This window comes from Herbiconiux liukaitaii (genome assembly GCF_041927495.1).
GTDB lineage: Bacteria > Actinomycetota > Actinomycetes > Actinomycetales > Microbacteriaceae > Herbiconiux > Herbiconiux liukaitaii.
Genome location: NZ_JBHFHG010000004.1, coordinates 742,994 through 760,608, shown reverse-complemented (window position 1 = coordinate 760,608; position 17,615 = coordinate 742,994). Strand labels below are relative to the sequence as shown.

Here is a 17,615-nt window from a genome sequence, read left to right as displayed (position 1 = left end):
GGCACGTCAGGGCCGGTGGTCTCCGTGGGGCGGGGCGCCGTCGGGCACGTCAGGAGCACCACGCCAGGTGCCCCGCCCGGTCACGTGTCCGTCACGGGCGGGGCTGCGCGAGGCGGCGTGTGAGGGCGTGGGCCTGTCCGAGGAGGAGGCGGCCGAGCTCGGGGCGGCGGTCGTCGCGGTAGCGCGACTCGACTCCCGTGATGCTGAGGGCCCACGCCGGGCGACCCGAGGCGTCGAAGACCGCCGCACCCATGCCCCAGCTGCCCTCGAGGATGAGCGCCGGGTTCACCGCGTACCCCGTCTCCCGCGTGACGGCGATGCGGTCGCGGAGTGCGGCGGGCCCGTGCTCGGCACCCCAGCGCTCGGCGAGGTCGTCGCCGTGACGGTCGAGGTAGGTGTCGATCTCGTCGTCGGGGAGGAAGGAGAGCATCGCGAGCCCCGCCGAGGCGACCCCGAGCGGAAACCGCACCCCCTCGTAGAGCACGTGCGACCGGAGCGGGAAGCTGCCCTCCTCCCTGAGCAGGCACACCGACTCCGTGCCGCGACGGGCCGAGAGGAATGCGCTCTCCCCCGTCTCCCGCGCGATCAGCTGCACGCTCTGCCTCGCCGCGGCCGTGATGTCGTAGCGATCCGCCGCGAGCGACCCGAGCAGGTAGAGCTCGGGGCCGAGCAGCCAGCGCCCCTGCGGCCGGTCGTGGTCCACGAACCCCTCGACCGCGAGCGAGGCGAGCAACCGGTGCGCGGTGGGTCGCGTGAGGCCCGTGGCGTGCGCGAGGGCGGTGGTCGAGATGCCCTCCGGATGCTCCGCGACCGCCCGCAGCACCCGCCCGACCCGGGAGACGAGCTGCGCGCCCCGCACTCCGTCGGGGGCAGCATCCGGGCTCTTCGTCAGCGTCTTGTCCACATGGTGAGCATACCGGCTGCCCACGTTCAACCAGTGAGAGCATTGCGAACACGGGCTTTGACAGGCCCCTCGGATGCGCCTACCGTCGGCCGTATCGCATCCCCGCCCACCACGTGGACGGCGTCGCACGAAGGAGTGGACATGTCGAAGCTGTGGACAGGGGCCGCCGAGGCCCTGTACGAGACCGTCACCGACGGCATGACGATCGCCGTGGGCGGCTTCGGCCTGAGCGGCAACCCGAGCGACCTCATCGAGGCGCTCCGCGACACCGGCGCGAGGGATCTCACGATCGTCTCGAACAACATGGGTGTCGACGGCAAGGGCCTCGGCGTGCTGCTCGAGAACCGGCAGGTGCGCAAGGTCGTGGCCTCCTACGTGGGCGAGAACAGGCTGTTCGCGCAGCAGTACCTCGACGGCGTGCTCGAGGTGGAGTTCGTGCCGCAGGGCACCCTCGCCGAACGACTGCGAGCGGGCGGCGCCGGCATCGCGGGCTTCTACACCCGCACCGGGGTGGGCACCCCGGTGTCCGAGGGCAAGCCGCATGAGGTCTTCGACGGCGAGACCTTCGTGCTCGAACGCGGCATCGTGGCCGACATCGCCCTCGTACACGCCCACCGCGCCGACCTCGAGGGCAACCTCGAGTACCGGCACACCGCGCGCAACTTCAATCCGCTCGTGGCGACCGCCGGCCGGCTGACCGTGGCGGAGGCCGAGGTGGTGCTGCACGACGGCCACCTCGATCCGAACACCGTGGTGACACCCGGCATCTTCGTGCAGCGCCTCGTGCAGGCAGCGCCGCGCGAGAAGGACATCGAGCAGCGCACGACCCGGCCCCGGGCCGCCGTGGCCGGCTAGCGGCCGAGCACGCACACAGCCCCAACACCCAGTACCCAGAACTCATCACTCAGCGAGGAGACACCATGCCCTGGACCCGAGACGAGATGGCGGCCATCGCCGCCTCCGAGCTGCAGGACGGCGAGTACGTGAACCTCGGGATCGGCATCCCGACCCTCGTGGCCAACCACCTGCCGCCGGGAGTGCGCGTGACCCTGCAGAGCGAGAACGGCCTGCTCGGCATGGGCCCGTTCCCGTACGAGGGCGAGGAGGACGCCGACCTCATCAACGCGGGCAAGCAGACCGTGACACTGCTGCCGGGCGGAAGCTACTTCGACTCGGCGACGTCGTTCGGCATGATCCGCGGTGGGCACGTGGCCAAGGCCGTGCTCGGCGCCCTGCAGGTGGCGGGCAACGGCGACCTGGCCAACTGGACCATCCCCGGCAAGCTCGTGAAGGGTATGGGTGGGGCGATGGATCTGGTGGCGGGCACCCCGCGCGTGATCGTCGTGACCGACCACGTGGCGAAAGACGGCACCCCCAAGATCGTGGCAGAGTGCGACCTGCCGCTGACGGGCGCCGGCGTTGTCGACCGGATCATCAGCGACCTCGCCGTGTTCGACGTGGTGGACGGCGCCCTGGTGCTGCGGGCTCTGGCACCGGGCGTGAGCGAGAGCGAGCTGCGGGAGAAGACGGGGGCCGACTTCCGGGTGGAGCTGGATGCTGAACTCCAGGAACTCCAGGAACTCCAGGGTCTCGAGGAGGCGAACGCATGAGCGCCGTGATCGCGGGGTACGCCCGCACCCCCTTCGTGAAGTTCAACGGGCAGTTCGCCTCGGTGCCCGCCACCGCGCTGGGCGCGCACGCGATCGCCGCAGCCCTCGAACGCGCGGGAGTGGCACCGCACGAGGTCGATCAGGTGGTCGGCGGTCAGGTGCTGCAGGGCGCCGCGGGCCAGAACCCGGCCAGGCAGTCGGCCGTGGGCGCCGGCATCCCGCTCGACGTGCCCGCCGGCACGCTCAACGTGGTGTGCCTCTCCGGCACCGAGGCCGTAGCCCAGGCCGCCAGGCTCATCGCCGCCGGGGAGGCCTCGATCGTGGTGGCCGTGGGTCAGGAGTCGATGTCGCTCGCACCCCACGCCTGGTCGGGGTCCCGCGCCGGCCGTCGCTACGGTGCCATCGAGCTCGTCGACACCCTCGAGCACGATGGGCTCACGGATGCGTTCGAGAAGCGATCCATGGGCTCGTCGACCGAGGCGTTCAACGGATCGCTGGGACTGCTGCGTGAGGAGCAGGACGCGGCCGCCGCCGCCTCGCACACCCGACTGGCCGCATCGCGGGAGTTCCAGGCGGGCGAGATCGCGCCCTTCGAGGTGCCGGGGCGCCGCGCATCCACCCTCGTGAGCGAGGACGACGGGCTGCGGGCCGACACCACGGTGGAGTCGCTCGCCGGGCTCCGGCCCGCCTTCGGGTCGTCTGGCACGATCACCGCGGGCAACTCCTCCCAGATCACCGACGGGGCGGCAGCGCTCGTGCTCATGAGCGAGGAGGTTGCCGAGGCTAGGGGCGTGCGCGCGCTCGCCCGGGTGCTGGCGCACGCCTTCGTGGCGGGGCCGGACGTGTCGCTGCACGCGCAACCGGCGCGTGCCATCCAGGCCGCGCTCGCGAAGGCGGGCCGCCGTGCCGAGGAGCTCGCGGCCGTGGAGATCAACGAGGCTTTCGCCGCGGTGTCGGTGCACTCGACTCGGGCCCTCGGGGTCGACGAGACGATCGTGAACGCGCACGGCGGGGCGATCGCGCTCGGGCACCCGATCGGAGCCTCCGGGGCACGGATCGTGGGGACGCTCGCGCGACGGCTGGCGGCGGGCGGGGCCGGTGCCGGTTCGCTGGGTTCAGGTTCGCTCGGTGCCGCCGGTATCTGCGGCGGTGGCGGCCAGGGATCCGCGATCCTGCTCGAAGCGCTCTGAGTGCTCGAAGCGCTCTGAGAGACCTGAGCACCGAGCGTTCGGGCGATTCCGGGGCCCTAGGAGACGGGCGAGACCGGCACGGTCTGCTGCACGCGCGGGCCGGCCATCCCCGCACGCCCCCTCAGGATGAGGTGCGCCACGAGCCACCCGACGCACGCGCCCGTCACGTTGGTGATGATGTCGTTGATGTCGGCCGTGCGCCCCGCATCCATGGCGTACTGGGCGACCTCGATGCTGAGCGTCGCCGCGAACGCGAGCAGCAGGAGCACACGGAAGCGCGCGCCTGCCACAGCCGCCAGCAGACCGAGTGGCACGAACACGAAGAGGTTGAGCACGGCGTCGACGGCGGATCCGCGCCCGTCGAAGAGCAGTGGCAGCAGGTTGAGCCGCACCCCGAGACCCGTGCCGGTGCGCAGGGTCATGTAGGCGGTGGCGACAGCCCACAGCACGGCGAGGGGGATGACGACGCCGAGGATGGCCGGGTGCACGCGGCCGCCACGGCGGACCTGGCCGGCGCGACCGACCTGGCCGCTCGCGCCACGCGCGCTTCGCGTGCCGACAAGTGCGCGCAGGGGCCCGGCGACAGCCAACGCGAGCGCCACCACCGAGGTGAGGCCCAGCACGGCCGCGAAGAGGAGGTTGAGGACCCAGGTGCTCATGGTGGCACCAGCGTGGCATGCCCGGTCGCGAGACCCCTGAACGCCACACGAGTGCGCGCTGAACGCCGCGCGGTCGAGCGCAGACGGCCACCGGGCGGGCGGCTGGCATGATGGGACGGTGATCGAGATCAGCCAGTCGCCCGCCAACGCCGGGGCGCGCATGTCGCGCACCATCCTCGTGGGCTTCCTGGGCTCGATCGTGCGGCGCATGGGCAACTGGATGCCGATCGCGGGGGCCGTGGAGCTCATGGGGCAGTGCGGGCTCGACGAGTCGAGTGTGCGCACGGCGATCTTCCGGCTCAAGCAGCGCGGCTGGCTCGTGCCCGAGACCCGATCCCGCGCCAAGGGGTACCTGCTCACCGAGGTGGCCCTCGACGCGCTGGCCGCCGGTGACGAGATCGTGTGGCACGCCCGCCAGGCCGCCAACCTCGACGACGGCTGGTGCGTGGTCAACTTCTCGGTGCCCGAGTCGGCGCGCGCCAAGCGGCACAAGCTGCGGGCGCACCTCGCCTCGCTCGGCTTCGGCAACATCGGTTCGGGGGTGTGGATCGCGCCCGCCAGGATGCTCGACGCCGCCAAGCGCGCCATCGACGAACTCGACCTCACGGGCCAGTCGGCCGTCTTCGTGGGCGACTACGCGGGGGGTCAGGAGCTCGACGAGCTGCTGAGGAGCGGCTGGGATCTGCCCGAGATCGATCAGCGCTACCGCGACTTCATCGAGGCGCACCGCGCAGAGGCCGAGGCACTCGAGGCCACGGGCGTCATCGACGGCGAAGACGCGTTCGTGACCTACGTGACGGTCATCAATCAGTGGCGCAAGCTGCCCTTCCGCGACCCGGGTCTGCCGCGCGAGATCCTCGGTGACGACTGGGCGGCACCGGATGCCGGTGTGCTGTTCGAGCGTCTCGTGACGCTGCTCGAGGGGCGAGCGCTGGCCCACGCCGCATCGCACTGGCCGAGCGCATCCGTCACCACCCCCTGACGATCGCCACGTTTCCAGAATGTTAAAGGTCGCCTGACCCTCGTTTTCGGGGCTGTCGGCGCTCTATTTTGAGTGCATGCCCAACACCACCGGATCCCTCGCCCTGCCGGACTTCAAGCTCGGCCTCTTCAGCCCCAACTGCTCCTCCGGCCTCGCCGTGACCACGGTGCCCGAGCGCTGGTCGGGCAGCTGGGACGACAACATGGCCCTCGGCCGCCTCGCCGACGAGGTGGGGATCGACTTCCTGCTGCCCATCGCCCGCTGGATCGGCTACGGGGGCGGCACCAACTTCCACGGCTCGGTGCTCGATCCGGTGGCGTGGCAGGCCGGCCTGCTCGCGATCACCGAGAAGATCAGTGTGTTCGCGACCGTGCACACGGCGTTCAACCACCCCATCGTCGTGGCGAAGGCCCTCGCGACCACCTCGCAGATCGGTCACGGCCGCGCCGGTCTCAACATCGTGGCGGGCTGGAACCAGCCGGAGTATGAGACGTTCGGCACCGAGCTGCCCACCGATCACGATGCGCGCTATGCGCGTGCGCAGGAGTGGTGGGATCTCATCCGCACGCTCTGGGAGTCGACGGAGCCGTTCGACTGGGATGGCGAGTACTTCTCGTCGAAGCACCTCGAGGGCTGGCCGAAGCCGCAGGGCGGGAGCCTGCCGGTGCTCAACGCCGGGTCGTCGAAGCAGGGTCGGGAGTTCGCCGCGCGCAACGCCGACTACGCGTTCACCGTGGTGGGCGGGCCCGAGGACGGCGCCGAGATCGTGAAGTCGATCAAGGCTGCCGGCCAGGCGGATCACGGTCGTGACGTGGGGGTCTTCACCCTGGGGCACGTGGTGTGCCGGCCGACGCGCACCGAAGCCGAGGAGTTCCTGCACTACTACGCCGACGAGAACGCCGATTGGGAGGCCGTCGACAACCTCATGCGGCTGCAGGGGCTGCACGCGCAGTCGTTCACGCCGGAGATGCTGTCGATGTTCCGCGGGCGGTTCGCGGCTGGGCACGGCAGCGTGCCCCTCATCGGGTCGCCGGACGACGTGGCCGACGAGATCGAGCGCTACGCGCAGGCGGGTTTCGCGGGCATGACGATGAGCTTCCTCGACTACACGGGCGAGCTCGGCTACTTCGCCGAAGAGGTGCTGCCGCGCCTGGAGCGAAAGGGCGTGCGGTTGCCGCGCTGAGTCGCCCGGGGTCATCCCTCTTCTTGTAGCCATCCCAGCGACGGCCACCCGCCTGCTCGCTGAACCCATCCCATCTCGGGCAAGCGCGCAGCGCGCGGCAGCCCCGGTCGCCTCTGGCCGTTGCCCTTCGGAGGCCGACTAAGCTGCCGCGCGCTGCGCGCTTGCCCTCGGATCGGATGGTTGCGACCCAGTGTCGGTGGCTGGTGATTGAATAAATCTCATGAAGCCAATCTTCTCCGAGACACCCGCTCAGGCGGGCGACGCCGTCGAGCGGTGTGACGAGAAGTTCCGCATGGCGGTCCAGAGATTCACCCGGGCGGATCGGATGATCGCCGCACTGCAAGCCCGCCAGGTCCAGGCACTGGCCCAGGCGGTCGAAGCGTGTGAAACGAGGTCGGAGATCCTCGCGGGTTCGTTGACACCGGATGGGCGTGAGTGGGCTCGTCGCCTAGTGAAGTCCGAAGTCGCCACCACAGCACGCCGCTCCGAGGGCACAATCGTCCGCCTAATCGCCGACGCAGAAACACTCGTCAACGACTTGCCCGACACCCTCGCCGAGCTAGGCACCGGCAAGATCTCCTACGCCCACGCCCGCTCGATGGTCACCCACGCAACCTCGCTTCCGATCGAATCTCGCGGTTCGTTCGAGCAGGCCGTCCTGCCAAGGGCGAAGGAGTGCAACGCCGCCCGCTTCGACGACGCCGCTCGTCGACTCCGCGAGACCCACCACCCCGACTCCATCACCCAGCGGGCCAAGAAGGCTCACGAAGACCGGGCCGTGTGGCTCGACGCAGAGCGAGACGGGATGGCAACGCTCCATCACCACCTGCCCGCGGTCGACGCCCTAGCGATCCACGATGTCCTGGATCAGGTCGCCCGAGCAGCGCGCTCCGACACCGAGCCCCGCACCCAGGCGCAGCTCCGCTCAGACATCCTCGCCGACACCATCCTCGGCCGAGCAGACGGCGCACTGGGATTCTCCCCCACGCTCATCGTCACGGTCCCGGCCGCGATCATGGCCGGATGCAAAGGCTCGGATGACGGCGAAGCGCAGCTCCACGGGTACGGCCCGATCGATCCCGACCTCGCCAAGCGCCTCGCCGCGAAGGCACCCACCTTCCTCAAGGTGCTGGTGCACCCGGGGACGGGCGACACCATCGAGGTCGCCGGCCGCTACCGCATCCCGGCTGCGCTCCGCGAGGCGCTGATCGTGGCGGATGAGCACTGCAGGTTCCCTGGTTGCGGCCGGCGGGCGGCGCGTTGCGAACTCGATCACACCGAGGACTGGGCCCTGGGTGGCCGATCCACCGCCTCCAACCTCGCCCACCTCTGCACCAGCCACCACCACCTCAAGCACAACGGCGGGTGGGCGGTCACCCGCCCACCGGGCGCCCCACCAAACTCCCGAGAACTCGAATGGCGCTCCCCGCTGGGTGCCACCTACCGCACCACCCCACCCACGAGGTACCTCGCCGACCGCCCACCGCCCCAGCGCACGACCGATCCACCCACGTTCTGATGCCCGTGGGGCGCTGAAGCCCAGCCGTCGCGTGTGCCTGCTCACCGGCGAGCCGATGTTGTAGGCGGCGCAGGCAGGCGGTCAGTCGGTCAGCGCGCGGTCGCTGCGGGTCTTGAGCAAGCTCGCGACTGTGGCGACGGCGATGGTGCCGGCGATGACCAGCAGCGACAGCCAGATCGGGATCTCGGGGATCACGGTGATCGGCTCGCCGCCGTTGACGAACGGCAGCTCGTTCTTGTGCAGGGCGTGGATGAGCAGCTTCACGCCGATGAAGGCGAGGATGACCGCGAGTCCCTGAGCGAGGTAGACGAGTCGCTCCAGCAGACCGCCGATGAGGAAGAAGAGCTGGCGCAGTCCCATCAGCGCGAACGCGTTGGCGGTGAAGACGATGTAGGCCTCGTTCGTGAGGCCGTAGATCGCAGGAATCGAGTCGACCGCGAAGATGAGATCGACGAATCCGATCGCCACGATGACGAGCAGCATCGGCGTCACGAAGCGTCGCCCGTCCTTCACGACGGTCAGCTTGTCGCCGTTGTACTCATCGCTCACCGGCAGCACTCGGCGCACGATGCGCATGAACTTGCCGTCGGCGGGGTTGGAGTCGCCGTGCGCGAACGCCTGACGGTACGCGAGATAGAGCAGCAGCGCGCCGAACGCGTAGAACACCCACGAGAAGTTCTCGATCAGGGCCGCACCGACCGCGATGAAGCCGCCCCGCATGATGAGAGCGATCACGATGCCGATCATCAGCACCTTCTGCTGGTAGATCTTCGGCACGGCGAAGCTCGACATCACGATGAGGAAGACGAACAGGTTGTCGATCGACAGCGCCTTCTCGGTCAGGTAGCCGGCGAAGTACTCACCACCGTACGTCCAGCCCGACACCACGCCGATGCCGACGCCGAACAGCAGCGCGAGACCGATGTAGAACGCCGACCAGCGAGCGGACTCGCCCACGGTCGGCTCGTGCGGCTTGCGCACGTGAGCGAAGAACTCGTAGACGAAGAATGCGATCGTCACAGCGATCGTGATGAACCAGACAAGGGGAGTGATGTTCACAGGGTTCCTAACCTTTGCGTGAGCAGATCAGCTCCAAGGTCTTCCCCATCCTCGAGATCGAGGACCGGTGGCCCGGGATGCGCCGCGCATCCGTGGTGACGGGCCGACCGTGTCGGAGTACTCCCCTTGGTACTCCGATTCTAAATGTGCCCTCCGCGCGCTTTCTGAGCAGATCCCGAGAGCGGGGACTTTCGACGGACTCGCTAGCTCAAGGCGTCATCGAAACGATCGCGGGCACGCTCGACCTCGGGGAGATTCGCCGTGGTCCACTGCAGCAACGCATCGATGAGATCCTGCAGGCCCTGGCCGATGGGAGCGATGCGGTACTCGACCGCGACCGGCCGATCGCTGACGACGACACGTTCGACCATGCCGTTGCGCTCGAGGCGACGCAACGTCGTGGTCAACGACTTCTGTGTGATCGTCGGAATCGCTCGACGCAGGCCGTTGAAGCGCAGCGCACCATGCTCGCAGAGCTGATCGAGCACGTGCAGCGACCACTTGTCGAGCAGCTGATCGAGCAGCTCGCGGTGGTCACCGGTGATCATCGGGCGTTCGTCGGGCACCTGCATGAAACCTGGTCTCGTTGAAGTGGCTGCTGGGAACTAGGTAGTAATGAGATACCACCCACGAAAGGAAGCATCTCATGACCGTGAAGACCTTCAGCCCCGACGGACTCCTGCAGCCCACGCCCTACCACCACGTCTCCGTGGCGAGCGGCTCCCGTCACGTGAACATCGCCGGACAGATCGCCCGCGACGCCGATGGCGCGCATGTCGCTCCCGGTGACCTGACCGGTCAGGTCGAGCAGGCACTGCGCAACACCGCTCGCGCGCTCGCCGGCGCAGGAGCGACCTTCGCTGACGTGGTGCGGCTGCGCTTCTTCGTCACGCAGTGGCACCCCGAGCAGATGGGGGCCTTCCTGCAGGGCGTCGAGAACGTCGCCGCCGAGATCGGGCTCGAACTGCCCATGGCACCTGCGTCGCTCATCGGCGTCGAGATCCTCTTCGAGCCCGACGTGCTCGTGGAGGTCGAGGCGTACGCCGTCCTCGAGTAACGCGCGAGACGCAGCATCAGGAGCGAATGGCTCTACGCCGACCGCTCACCGAAGTTCCCCGTGGAGCGTATCCGCGCTGCGGTTCGCGGATAGGGGCGGTCCTGGGAGAGGCCCGGTAGACTGGGGAGCGGTGAGCCGGGAAGCCTGGTCGGCGGACGATCCACGGGGATCGTTCCTCCGCTTCGACGACCCGCCACCTCGTGGCAGTCAGGACGCCGCATGGCTCTCATCCGTTCCGAGCGCGTCGCCGCGTTCCTCCTGCTCATCGCCGCAGCCCTCGGGCTGATCCTCGCGAACACCGCCATCGGGCCGGCCCTGATGGAGCTGCAGGACGCGCATCTCGCCATCCCCGGCACACCCCTCGACCTCTCGGTCGGGCACTGGATCAGCGACGGCCTGCTCGCCGTGTTCTTCTTCGTGGTGGCGGTGGAGCTCAAGAACGAGTTCGCCGTCGGTCAGCTCAACAGCGTCGGCAAGGCCGTGCGCCCGGCCATCGCAGCACTCGGCGGCGTGATCGTGCCCGCCCTGATCTACCTCGCCATCACCGCCGGCTCCGGCTACGAGGGCGGCTGGCCCATTCCCACCGCCACCGACATCGCGTTCGCGCTCGGCGTGCTCGCGGTGTTCGGCAAGGGCATCCCGTCACGACTGCGCATCTTCATCCTCGCCCTCGCGATCCTCGACGACATCGTGGCGATCATCATCATCGCCCTCTTCTTCACGGCCGATCCGAACCTGCTCTTCATCGCCCTCGCCGCCGTGGGCGTCGTGGCCTTCGCACTCCTGAGCAAGCTGCTCGGCTCGCGCTACCGCGTGCTCGCGGCGGTGCTCATGATCGCGGTCGCGCTCGTCACCTGGTCGCTCACCTATCTCTCGGGTGTGCACGCCACCATCGCCGGCGTGGCCCTCGGGCTCGTGATGATGCGCAAGCCCGCCATGCACGTGCGCCACGTGCTCGAGCCGGTCACCAACGGCGCCATCCTGCCGCTGTTCGCCTTCTCGGCCGCACTCGTCGCGATCCCGCAGGTGGCACCGAGCGAGCTGGCCGCACCGTTCTGGGGCATCCTCATCGCCCTGCCGGTGGGCAAGATCATCGGCATCGGCCTCGGCGGATGGCTCTCGAGCTTCGTGGGCCCGCGCGACAAGCGACCCCACCTGACACTGCACGGTCTCGCCGCCGCCGGAGCGCTCGGCGGCGTGGGCTTCACCGTCTCCCTGCTCATGAACGAGCTCGCGTTCGCGGGTCAGCCCGAGGTGGCGGATGAGGGCACGCTCGCGGTGCTGCTGGGCTCGAGCATCTCGATCGTGGTGGCGGCGATCCTCGTCTCGCGCCTCGCCGCTTACTACAAGCGCCTGCGGCTGCTGCGCCAGGCCGCCGAGCAGAAGCTCGCCGCGGGCTGACGGGGAGCGGCGGGCGGCCGTCCGATCCGCGATTGGCCCCGCGACTCAGCCGAGGATGAGGAGCCAACCGGCGAGGGCCGTGAGCGAGATCAGCAGCACCGGGATGGTGAGCACGATGCCCGTGCGGAAGTACTGCCCCCACCCGATGTGGATGCCCTTGCGGTCGAGGACGTGCAGCCAGAGCAGGGTCGCCAGGCTTCCGATCGGGGTGATCTTGGGGCCGAGATCCGACCCGATGACGTTCGCGTAGATCATCGCCTCGTGGGTGATGCCCGTGGCACCCGCGGCGCCGATCGCCAGGGCCGCGATGAGCACCGTGGGCATGTTGTTCATGATCGAGGCCAGCACCGCGACGATCACCCCGACCCCGAGCGCGGTGACGAGCACCCCGTTCTCACTGATGCCGGAGAAGACACCGGCGAGCTGGTCGGTGAGGCCCTGGTTGCGCAGGCCGTACACCACGAGGTACATGCCGATGGAGAACAGCACGATCTGCCAGGGCGCCTCTTTCACGACCTTGGTGATCGAGATGCGGCGGAGACCGACCACGGCGCCTCCGGCCGGGAGCACCCGCGCCCGCGCGAACAGGAACGCGGGCTTGCGCGACGCGACGATCCCGAGCGCGAGGGCCCCCGTGGCGGCCACCACCGACAGCGGGATGTGCAGCGGCTCGGCGGCGAAGTAGCCCACGAGCAGCACACCGAGCACGATGAACCCGGCCTTGAAGGTCAGCGGATCGTGGATCGCCGTGCGGGGCTCGGCGAGATCCGACGGGTCGTACCGGTGCGGTATCACCTTGCGGAAGTAGAGGAACAGCACGGCGAGGCTCGCCGCCACCGTCACGATCCCGATCGGCACCATGACGACGGCGTATCGCGCGAACCCGATGTCGAAGAAGTCGGCGGTCACGATGTTCACGAGGTTCGACACCACGAGCGGGAGGCTCCCGGCATCGGCGATGAAGCCGCAGGCGATCACGAAGGCGAGCGACGCCTCCGGCGAGAACTTGAGCGCGAAGAGCATCTGGATGACGATCGGCGTGAGGATGAGGGCCGCGCCGTCGTTGGCGAAGAGCGCAGCGATGGCCGCCCCGAGCAGCACGATGAGCACGAACAGCAGCCGGCCGTTGCCGCGCCCCCACCGGGCGACGTGGAGGGCAGCCCACTCGAAGAGACCGGACTCGTCGAGGATCAGCGAGATGAGCACGATCGCGACGAAGGCGAAGGTGGCGTTCCACACGATGTCCCACACCGTCGGGATGTCGGAGAGGCTCACAACCGTGGTGATGAGCGCGAGCACGGCACCGCCGAGGGCCGACCAGCCGATCCCCAGCCCTCGCGGTTGCCAGATGACCAGCACGAGGGTGACGACGAAGATGAGGATGGCGACGACGGTCATGTGCCGGGGGCCCTTCGAGCAGCGCAAAGGCATTGACAGACGTCAATGCCTTGCGTCACCCTACATCGATGATCATCGATGCAGCAAAAGCATCAACCCAGACGTTCAGATCCCCTTGAGTGTGGCCGAGATCGCATCGAGGGCACCGGGGACGAGGCTGTAGTAGGCCCAGGTTCCGCGCTTCTCGCGGTCGAAGATGCCCGCCTCCACGAGGATCTTGAGGTGGTGCGACACGGTTCCCTGGGAGAGCCCAAGCGGTTCCGTGAGGTCGCACACGCAGGCCTCGGCGTTCTCATGGGCGACCACCATCGAGATCAAACGCAGTCTCGCCGGGTCGGCGATCGCCTTGAGCCGGAGCGCGAGGCTCTCGGCGGCGACCTGCCCGAGACTCTCCGCCGGCATCCCCGGAGCGCAGGAGGAGACGTCGGTGAGAGGGAGCAGCTCGATGGTCGACATGGACCGATCCTGCCATAGATTGACAGGCTTCAATAGACGAGGCGATACTTGGATCGATAGCCGTCGATCCAGCCGAGGAACCCATGTCTGAGAAGCCCACTGTCCTGTTCGTCTGCGTGCACAACGCCGGCCGCTCCCAGATGGCCGCGGGGTATCTGGCGGCACTCTCCGACGGTCGGGTCGAGGTGCTCTCCGCCGGCTCCGAGCCGAAGGACCAGATCAACCAGGTCGCGGTCGAGGCGATGGCCGAAGAGGGCATCGACATCGCAGGCAACACACCGAAGATCCTCACCACCGAGGCCGTCATGGAGTCCGACGTCGTCATCACGATGGGCTGCGGCGACACCTGCCCCATCTTCCCCGGCAAGCGGTACGAGGACTGGGAGCTCGACGACCCGGCCGGCCAGGGCATCGACGCCGTGAGGCCGATCCGCGACGACATCAAGGCGCGCATCGAGAAGCTCCTCGCCGAGATCCTCCCGGCATGACGCTCGCCGATCTGCCCACGCTCGCTGTGCCGAGGCTCACTGCGCCCGGGCTCACGATGCCGCCCTCCCGTGCGCTCGAGGGGCTGCCCGTGGCGATCATCGGCGCCGGGCCCGTCGGCCTCGCGGCGGCCGCCGAACTGCTCGAACGCGGAGTCGAGGTCGTGGTGCTCGAGCAGGGCGACTCCGCCGGCGCGGCCGTGCAGCAGTGGGGACACACCCGACTCTTCTCGCCGTGGAAGTACCTCGTCGACGACGCCGCCGTGCGGCTGCTGGATGCGGCGGGCTGGGAGGCCCCTCGCGCCGAGCGCGCCCCGTACGGCCGCGAGCTCGTGGACGACTACCTCGTGCCGCTCGCCGAGACGGCCGCGTTGAAGCAGCGCATCCGCTACGGCACGACCGTCACCGATGTGACCCGCCAGGGAATGGACCGCACCCGCTCGACGAAGCGCGGCAGCACTCCGTTCCAGCTGCGCACCCGAGCTGCCGACGGGGCCGTGGGCGACGTGCTCGCGCGGGCCGTGATCGACACCTCGGGCACCTACAGCAGCCCCAACGGCCTCACCTCCGCCGGCCTCGCCCCGGCCCACGCGGCCGAGGTCGCCGCCTCGATCAGTCACGCCCTCCCCGATGTCCTCGGCGCGGAACGCTCCCGGTTCGCCGGCCGGCACACGCTCGTGGTCGGGGCCGGTCACTCTGCGGCCAACACCCTGCTCAAGCTCGCGTCGCTCGTGCGCGAAGAGCCCGGCACGACGATCACGTGGGCCATCCGCAACAGCTCGCCCGTTCGGGTCTACGGATCGAGCGCCGACGAGCTCGAGGGTCGCGGCGCACTCGGCGAGTCGACGCACGAGCTCGTGCGGCGGGGCACCGTGACGCTCGTCGACCGCTTCGAGATCGATGACGTCAAGCCCGCCGAAGACGGAGGGGTCGAGGTGATCGGCCGCCGCGCCGGCACCCCCACGAGCATCGAGGCCGACGTCGTGGTGAACGCGACCGGGTTCCGCCCTGACCTCGACATGCTGCGCGAGGTGCGGATCTCGCTCGACGAGATCGTCGAGGCCCCGCGCGCCCTCGCACCGCTCATCGACCCGAACCTGCACTCGTGCGGCACCGTCGATCCGCACGGCGTGACCGAGCTCGCGCATCCTGAACCCGACTTCTACATCGCGGGGATGAAGAGCTACGGACGTGCGCCGACCTTCCTTCTGCTCACCGGGTACGAGCAGGTGCGGTCGATCGCCGATGAGCTCGCGGGCAACCGCGAAGCCGCCCGCCGGGTGCAGCTCGTGCTGCCCGAGACGGGCGTGTGCTCGACCGGCGACCAGGCGGGTGCGGGCGGGTCCTGCTGCAACTGACGGATGCGCCGAATGGGCGGCCCGCGCGGGCACCGTCGCTCGCTCTCGCGCCCGCGCGACCGCCCTGCCGCCCGCCCGCGCCGCCGCCCGAGCCCTCCCTGGGTTACGCGGGAGTGGGCTGCGCCGCGGCGCGGAGCTGACGGGTCCAGGCCTGGGTGGCGACCTGCACCGCGTCCCACGGCGAGCCGAGCGGCGGCGTGTACGAGAGGTCGAGGTCGCTCATGGCCTCGACCGTCATGCCGTGGTGGAGCGCCACCGCGTAGGTGTCAACGCGCTTGGCGATCTCGGCACCTCTCGCACCGACGAGCTGGGCGCCCAGCAGGAGGCCGCTGTCGGTGGCACCGGTGATGCGGATGCTGAGCGGCTTGGCCCCCGGGTAGTAGGCCTTGTGATCGTCGGCGATCGCCGTGCCCGAGAGCGGCGAGAGCCCGGCTGCGAGGGCCTCCTGATCGCGCAGGCCCGTGCGCGCGGCCACCACGTCGAACACCTTGACGACCTGGGTGCCGAGGCTGCCGGCGAAGCGGGCGTCGCCGCCGATCGCGTTCTCGCCCGCCACCCTGCCCTGCTTGTGCGAGGTCGTGCCGAGGGGCAGGTAGGTGACGCCGAGCTGGCGGTGGTGGGTGACCACACCGTCTCCGGCGGCCCACACGTGGGGGAGGCCGGTGCTCATCCGCTCGTCGACCACCACAGCGCCGCCGGGGCCGGTCGTGGCACCGGCGTCGGTGAGCAGACCGGTGTTGGGGCGCACACCCACGACGAGCAGCACGAGGTCGGCGGTGCGCTCGTAGCCCTGGCCGTCTTCGAAACCCGTGACGGTGAGGCGGCCACCGCTGCGGGTGATGCCCTCGACCCGCGCGTTGGTGACGACCTCCACGCCGTGACGGGTGAGCTCGTCGTGCACGAGCGAGCCGAGCTCGGGATCGAGGGTCGACAGCACCTCGGAGCCGCGCTGCAGCTGGGTGACCTTGAGCCCGCGCACGGTGAGCGCCTCGGCCATCTCGAGACCCACGTAGCCGGCGCCCACGATGATCGCGGTCTCGGGCTGGTTCTCGTCGAGGTAGCGCTCGAGCGCGAACGTGTCGCCCATGGAGTGGAGCACGTGCACGCCGTCTTCCGGGCCGAGGCCGTCAGGACCGCCCGCGACGCCGGTGACGCCCGCGATGCCCGCGACTCCTGCGATGCCCGCCGTGGAGGGAGAGGCACCGATGCCGACCATCAGTTCGTCGTAGTCGATGCTCGACTCCCGGCCCGCCGCATCCCGCACGGTGAGCGTCTGGCCCGCCACGTCGATCGCCGTGGCGAGGGTGTCGAGGCGCAGCTGCATGCCGGTGGCCTCGAGGTCGGCGTGGGTGCGGTGGGCGAGCGACTGCCACGGGTTCACCTCGCGCGAGAAGTAGTACGGGATGCCGCAGATCGAGAAGTTCGGGTACGAATCGGCCACCACGACGGTGACGTCGACGCTGGGATCGAGCTCGCGGGCGCGGAGTGCCGTGGAGATTCCGGCGTCGCTTCCGCCGATGGCTACGAGGTGCATGGGGTGCCTTTCGATTGTTCGTGGGTTCATCTTGACGCCGGTAAGTGTTTCAGTCAAGATTGAATCAATGAACACTGAACGAACTTCCGACCTGGACCGGCGAGCTGCCAAGCACGCCGCGCTCAGCGATCCCGCCCGCCTGCGAGTCGTCGACCTGCTGACGTTCGGAGACCTCTCGCCCACCGAGATCCGGGAGGCCCTCGGCCTGCCCGCCAACCTCGTCACCCACCACCTCAACGCGCTCGAGGGCGTGGGCTTCATCACCCGCACCCGTTCGGAGGCCGACAGGCGTCGCAGCTACGTGCACCTCGAGGAGAACGCTCTCGACGAGGTCGCGTTCGGCGCGGGTGCTCGTGGCGCGGGTGGGCAGATCGGCCCCGTCGATCTGCAGTTCTCGGCACGCGACGACGCGGCGCCCGGCGAAGCGGCCCGGCGCGTGGTGTTCGTGTGCACGGCCAACTCCGCACGGTCGCAGCTCGCGACGGCGCTGTGGCAGCGGGCCAGCAGCATCCCGGCGACGTCGGGGGGCACCCACCCGGCCGATCGCATCGACCCTGGCGCCCTCGCCACCGCGCGGCGCCACGACCTCACCCTCACCGAACATACACCACGACTGCTCGCCGATGTCCTGACGGGCAGCGATCTCGTGGTCACCGTCTGCGACAACGCCCACGAAGAGCTGGGCGCTGCCGGGAGCCTCCACTGGTCGATCCCGGACCCGGTTCGAATCGGCACCGACGCCGCCTTCGAGACCGCCTTCACCGAACTCGAGCACCGCATATCCGGGCTCGCCCCGCGGCTCGCCGCGAGCTGAACAGAA

General features: G+C 69.5%; 18 protein-coding genes. 11 read left to right on the top strand and 7 right to left on the bottom strand.

The features are described from left to right. Positions 1–91: 91 nt before the first annotated feature. The gene (locus ACEXQC_RS11225; protein ID WP_374821809.1) at positions 92–904 is read right to left on the bottom strand and encodes an IclR family transcriptional regulator; all 813 of its coding nucleotides are present in this window, start codon (positions 902–904) and stop codon (positions 92–94) included. Positions 905–1,045: 141 nt separating this feature from the next. Here ACEXQC_RS11225 and ACEXQC_RS11220 point away from each other — a divergent pair, with 141 nt between their 5' ends. The 3 genes from ACEXQC_RS11220 (at position 1,046) to ACEXQC_RS11210 (ending at position 3,704) form a co-directional block, all read left to right on the top strand. Then, positions 1,046–1,759: a CoA transferase subunit A gene (locus tag ACEXQC_RS11220; RefSeq protein ID WP_374821807.1), complete on the top strand. Its 714-nt coding sequence runs from the start codon at positions 1,046–1,048 to the stop codon at positions 1,757–1,759. A gap of 65 nt (positions 1,760–1,824) precedes the next feature. Then, complete coding sequence (locus ACEXQC_RS11215) at positions 1,825–2,514, top strand: CoA transferase subunit B (RefSeq protein ID WP_374821804.1); 690 nt, start codon at positions 1,825–1,827, stop codon at positions 2,512–2,514. Beyond that, positions 2,511–3,704 carry an acetyl-CoA C-acyltransferase gene (locus ACEXQC_RS11210; protein WP_374821802.1) on the top strand — a complete coding sequence of 398 codons (1,194 nt, stop codon included), beginning with the start codon at positions 2,511–2,513 and terminating at the stop codon, positions 3,702–3,704. The genes ACEXQC_RS11215 and ACEXQC_RS11210 overlap by 4 nt, the downstream gene beginning before the upstream one ends. A gap of 56 nt (positions 3,705–3,760) precedes the next feature. Here ACEXQC_RS11210 and ACEXQC_RS11205 read toward each other — a convergent pair whose 3' ends face one another. After that, positions 3,761–4,363 carry a VanZ family protein gene (locus ACEXQC_RS11205; protein ID WP_374821800.1) on the bottom strand — a complete coding sequence of 201 codons (603 nt, stop codon included), beginning with the start codon at positions 4,361–4,363 and terminating at the stop codon, positions 3,761–3,763. Positions 4,364–4,481: 118 nt separating this feature from the next. Between ACEXQC_RS11205 and ACEXQC_RS11200 the strand changes: the two genes are divergently transcribed. The 3 genes from ACEXQC_RS11200 to ACEXQC_RS11190 all read left to right on the top strand — a co-directional run bounded on the left by ACEXQC_RS11200 (position 4,482) and on the right by ACEXQC_RS11190 (position 8,047). Continuing rightward, positions 4,482–5,345, top strand: coding sequence for a PaaX family transcriptional regulator (locus ACEXQC_RS11200; RefSeq protein ID WP_374821798.1), 864 nt, complete (start codon positions 4,482–4,484; stop codon positions 5,343–5,345). Positions 5,346–5,421: 76 nt separating this feature from the next. Next, complete coding sequence (locus ACEXQC_RS11195) at positions 5,422–6,528, top strand: LLM class flavin-dependent oxidoreductase (protein ID WP_374821795.1); 1,107 nt, start codon at positions 5,422–5,424, stop codon at positions 6,526–6,528. A gap of 220 nt (positions 6,529–6,748) precedes the next feature. Then, positions 6,749–8,047, top strand: a complete 1,299-nt coding sequence (locus tag ACEXQC_RS11190) for an HNH endonuclease (protein ID WP_374821792.1) — start codon at positions 6,749–6,751, stop codon at positions 8,045–8,047. 81 nt (positions 8,048–8,128) lie between these two features. Here ACEXQC_RS11190 and ACEXQC_RS11185 read toward each other — a convergent pair whose 3' ends face one another. Continuing rightward, on the bottom strand, positions 8,129–9,106 hold the full coding sequence (locus tag ACEXQC_RS11185) for a TerC family protein (protein ID WP_374821790.1): 978 nt from the start codon (positions 9,104–9,106) through the stop codon (positions 8,129–8,131). Positions 9,107–9,309: 203 nt separating this feature from the next. Continuing rightward, positions 9,310–9,678 (bottom strand): winged helix-turn-helix transcriptional regulator, encoded by a 369-nt coding sequence (locus tag ACEXQC_RS11180; protein WP_374821787.1) that lies wholly within the window; start codon positions 9,676–9,678, stop codon positions 9,310–9,312. Between the two features lie 74 nt (positions 9,679–9,752). Between ACEXQC_RS11180 and ACEXQC_RS11175 the strand changes: the two genes are divergently transcribed. Together ACEXQC_RS11175 and ACEXQC_RS11170 are read left to right on the top strand one after the other, a co-directional pair. Beyond that, a complete protein-coding gene (locus ACEXQC_RS11175) occupies positions 9,753–10,163 on the top strand; it encodes a RidA family protein (protein WP_374821785.1) in 411 nt (136 codons plus the stop codon). A 219-nt stretch (positions 10,164–10,382) separates the two neighbouring features. Next, positions 10,383–11,564, top strand: a complete 1,182-nt coding sequence (locus tag ACEXQC_RS11170) for a Na+/H+ antiporter NhaA (RefSeq protein ID WP_374821783.1) — start codon at positions 10,383–10,385, stop codon at positions 11,562–11,564. Positions 11,565–11,609: 45 nt separating this feature from the next. On the opposite strand, the gene ACEXQC_RS11165 is transcribed toward ACEXQC_RS11170, so the two are convergent. Both ACEXQC_RS11165 and ACEXQC_RS11160 read right to left on the bottom strand, forming a co-directional pair. Then, entirely contained in the window at positions 11,610–12,962 is a 1,353-nt protein-coding gene (locus ACEXQC_RS11165; RefSeq protein WP_374821781.1) for an arsenic transporter, read from the bottom strand. 105 nt (positions 12,963–13,067) lie between these two features. After that, positions 13,068–13,418 carry a metalloregulator ArsR/SmtB family transcription factor gene (locus ACEXQC_RS11160; protein ID WP_374821779.1) on the bottom strand — a complete coding sequence of 117 codons (351 nt, stop codon included), beginning with the start codon at positions 13,416–13,418 and terminating at the stop codon, positions 13,068–13,070. 83 nt (positions 13,419–13,501) lie between these two features. Between ACEXQC_RS11160 and ACEXQC_RS11155 the strand changes: the two genes are divergently transcribed. Together ACEXQC_RS11155 and ACEXQC_RS11150 are read left to right on the top strand one after the other, a co-directional pair. Further along, complete coding sequence (locus tag ACEXQC_RS11155) at positions 13,502–13,906, top strand: arsenate reductase ArsC (protein ID WP_374821776.1); 405 nt, start codon at positions 13,502–13,504, stop codon at positions 13,904–13,906. Next, entirely contained in the window at positions 13,903–15,261 is a 1,359-nt protein-coding gene (locus tag ACEXQC_RS11150; RefSeq protein ID WP_374821773.1) for an FAD-dependent oxidoreductase, read from the top strand. The genes ACEXQC_RS11155 and ACEXQC_RS11150 overlap by 4 nt, the downstream gene beginning before the upstream one ends. Positions 15,262–15,364: 103 nt before the next feature. Here ACEXQC_RS11150 and ACEXQC_RS11145 read toward each other — a convergent pair whose 3' ends face one another. Next, positions 15,365–16,795: an FAD-dependent oxidoreductase gene (locus ACEXQC_RS11145; RefSeq protein WP_374821770.1), complete on the bottom strand. Its 1,431-nt coding sequence runs from the start codon at positions 16,793–16,795 to the stop codon at positions 15,365–15,367. A 67-nt stretch (positions 16,796–16,862) separates the two neighbouring features. Between ACEXQC_RS11145 and ACEXQC_RS11140 the strand changes: the two genes are divergently transcribed. Continuing rightward, positions 16,863–17,609 (top strand): arsenate reductase/protein-tyrosine-phosphatase family protein, encoded by a 747-nt coding sequence (locus tag ACEXQC_RS11140; protein WP_374821767.1) that lies wholly within the window; start codon positions 16,863–16,865, stop codon positions 17,607–17,609. The last annotated feature ends 6 nt before the right edge of the window (positions 17,610–17,615 follow it).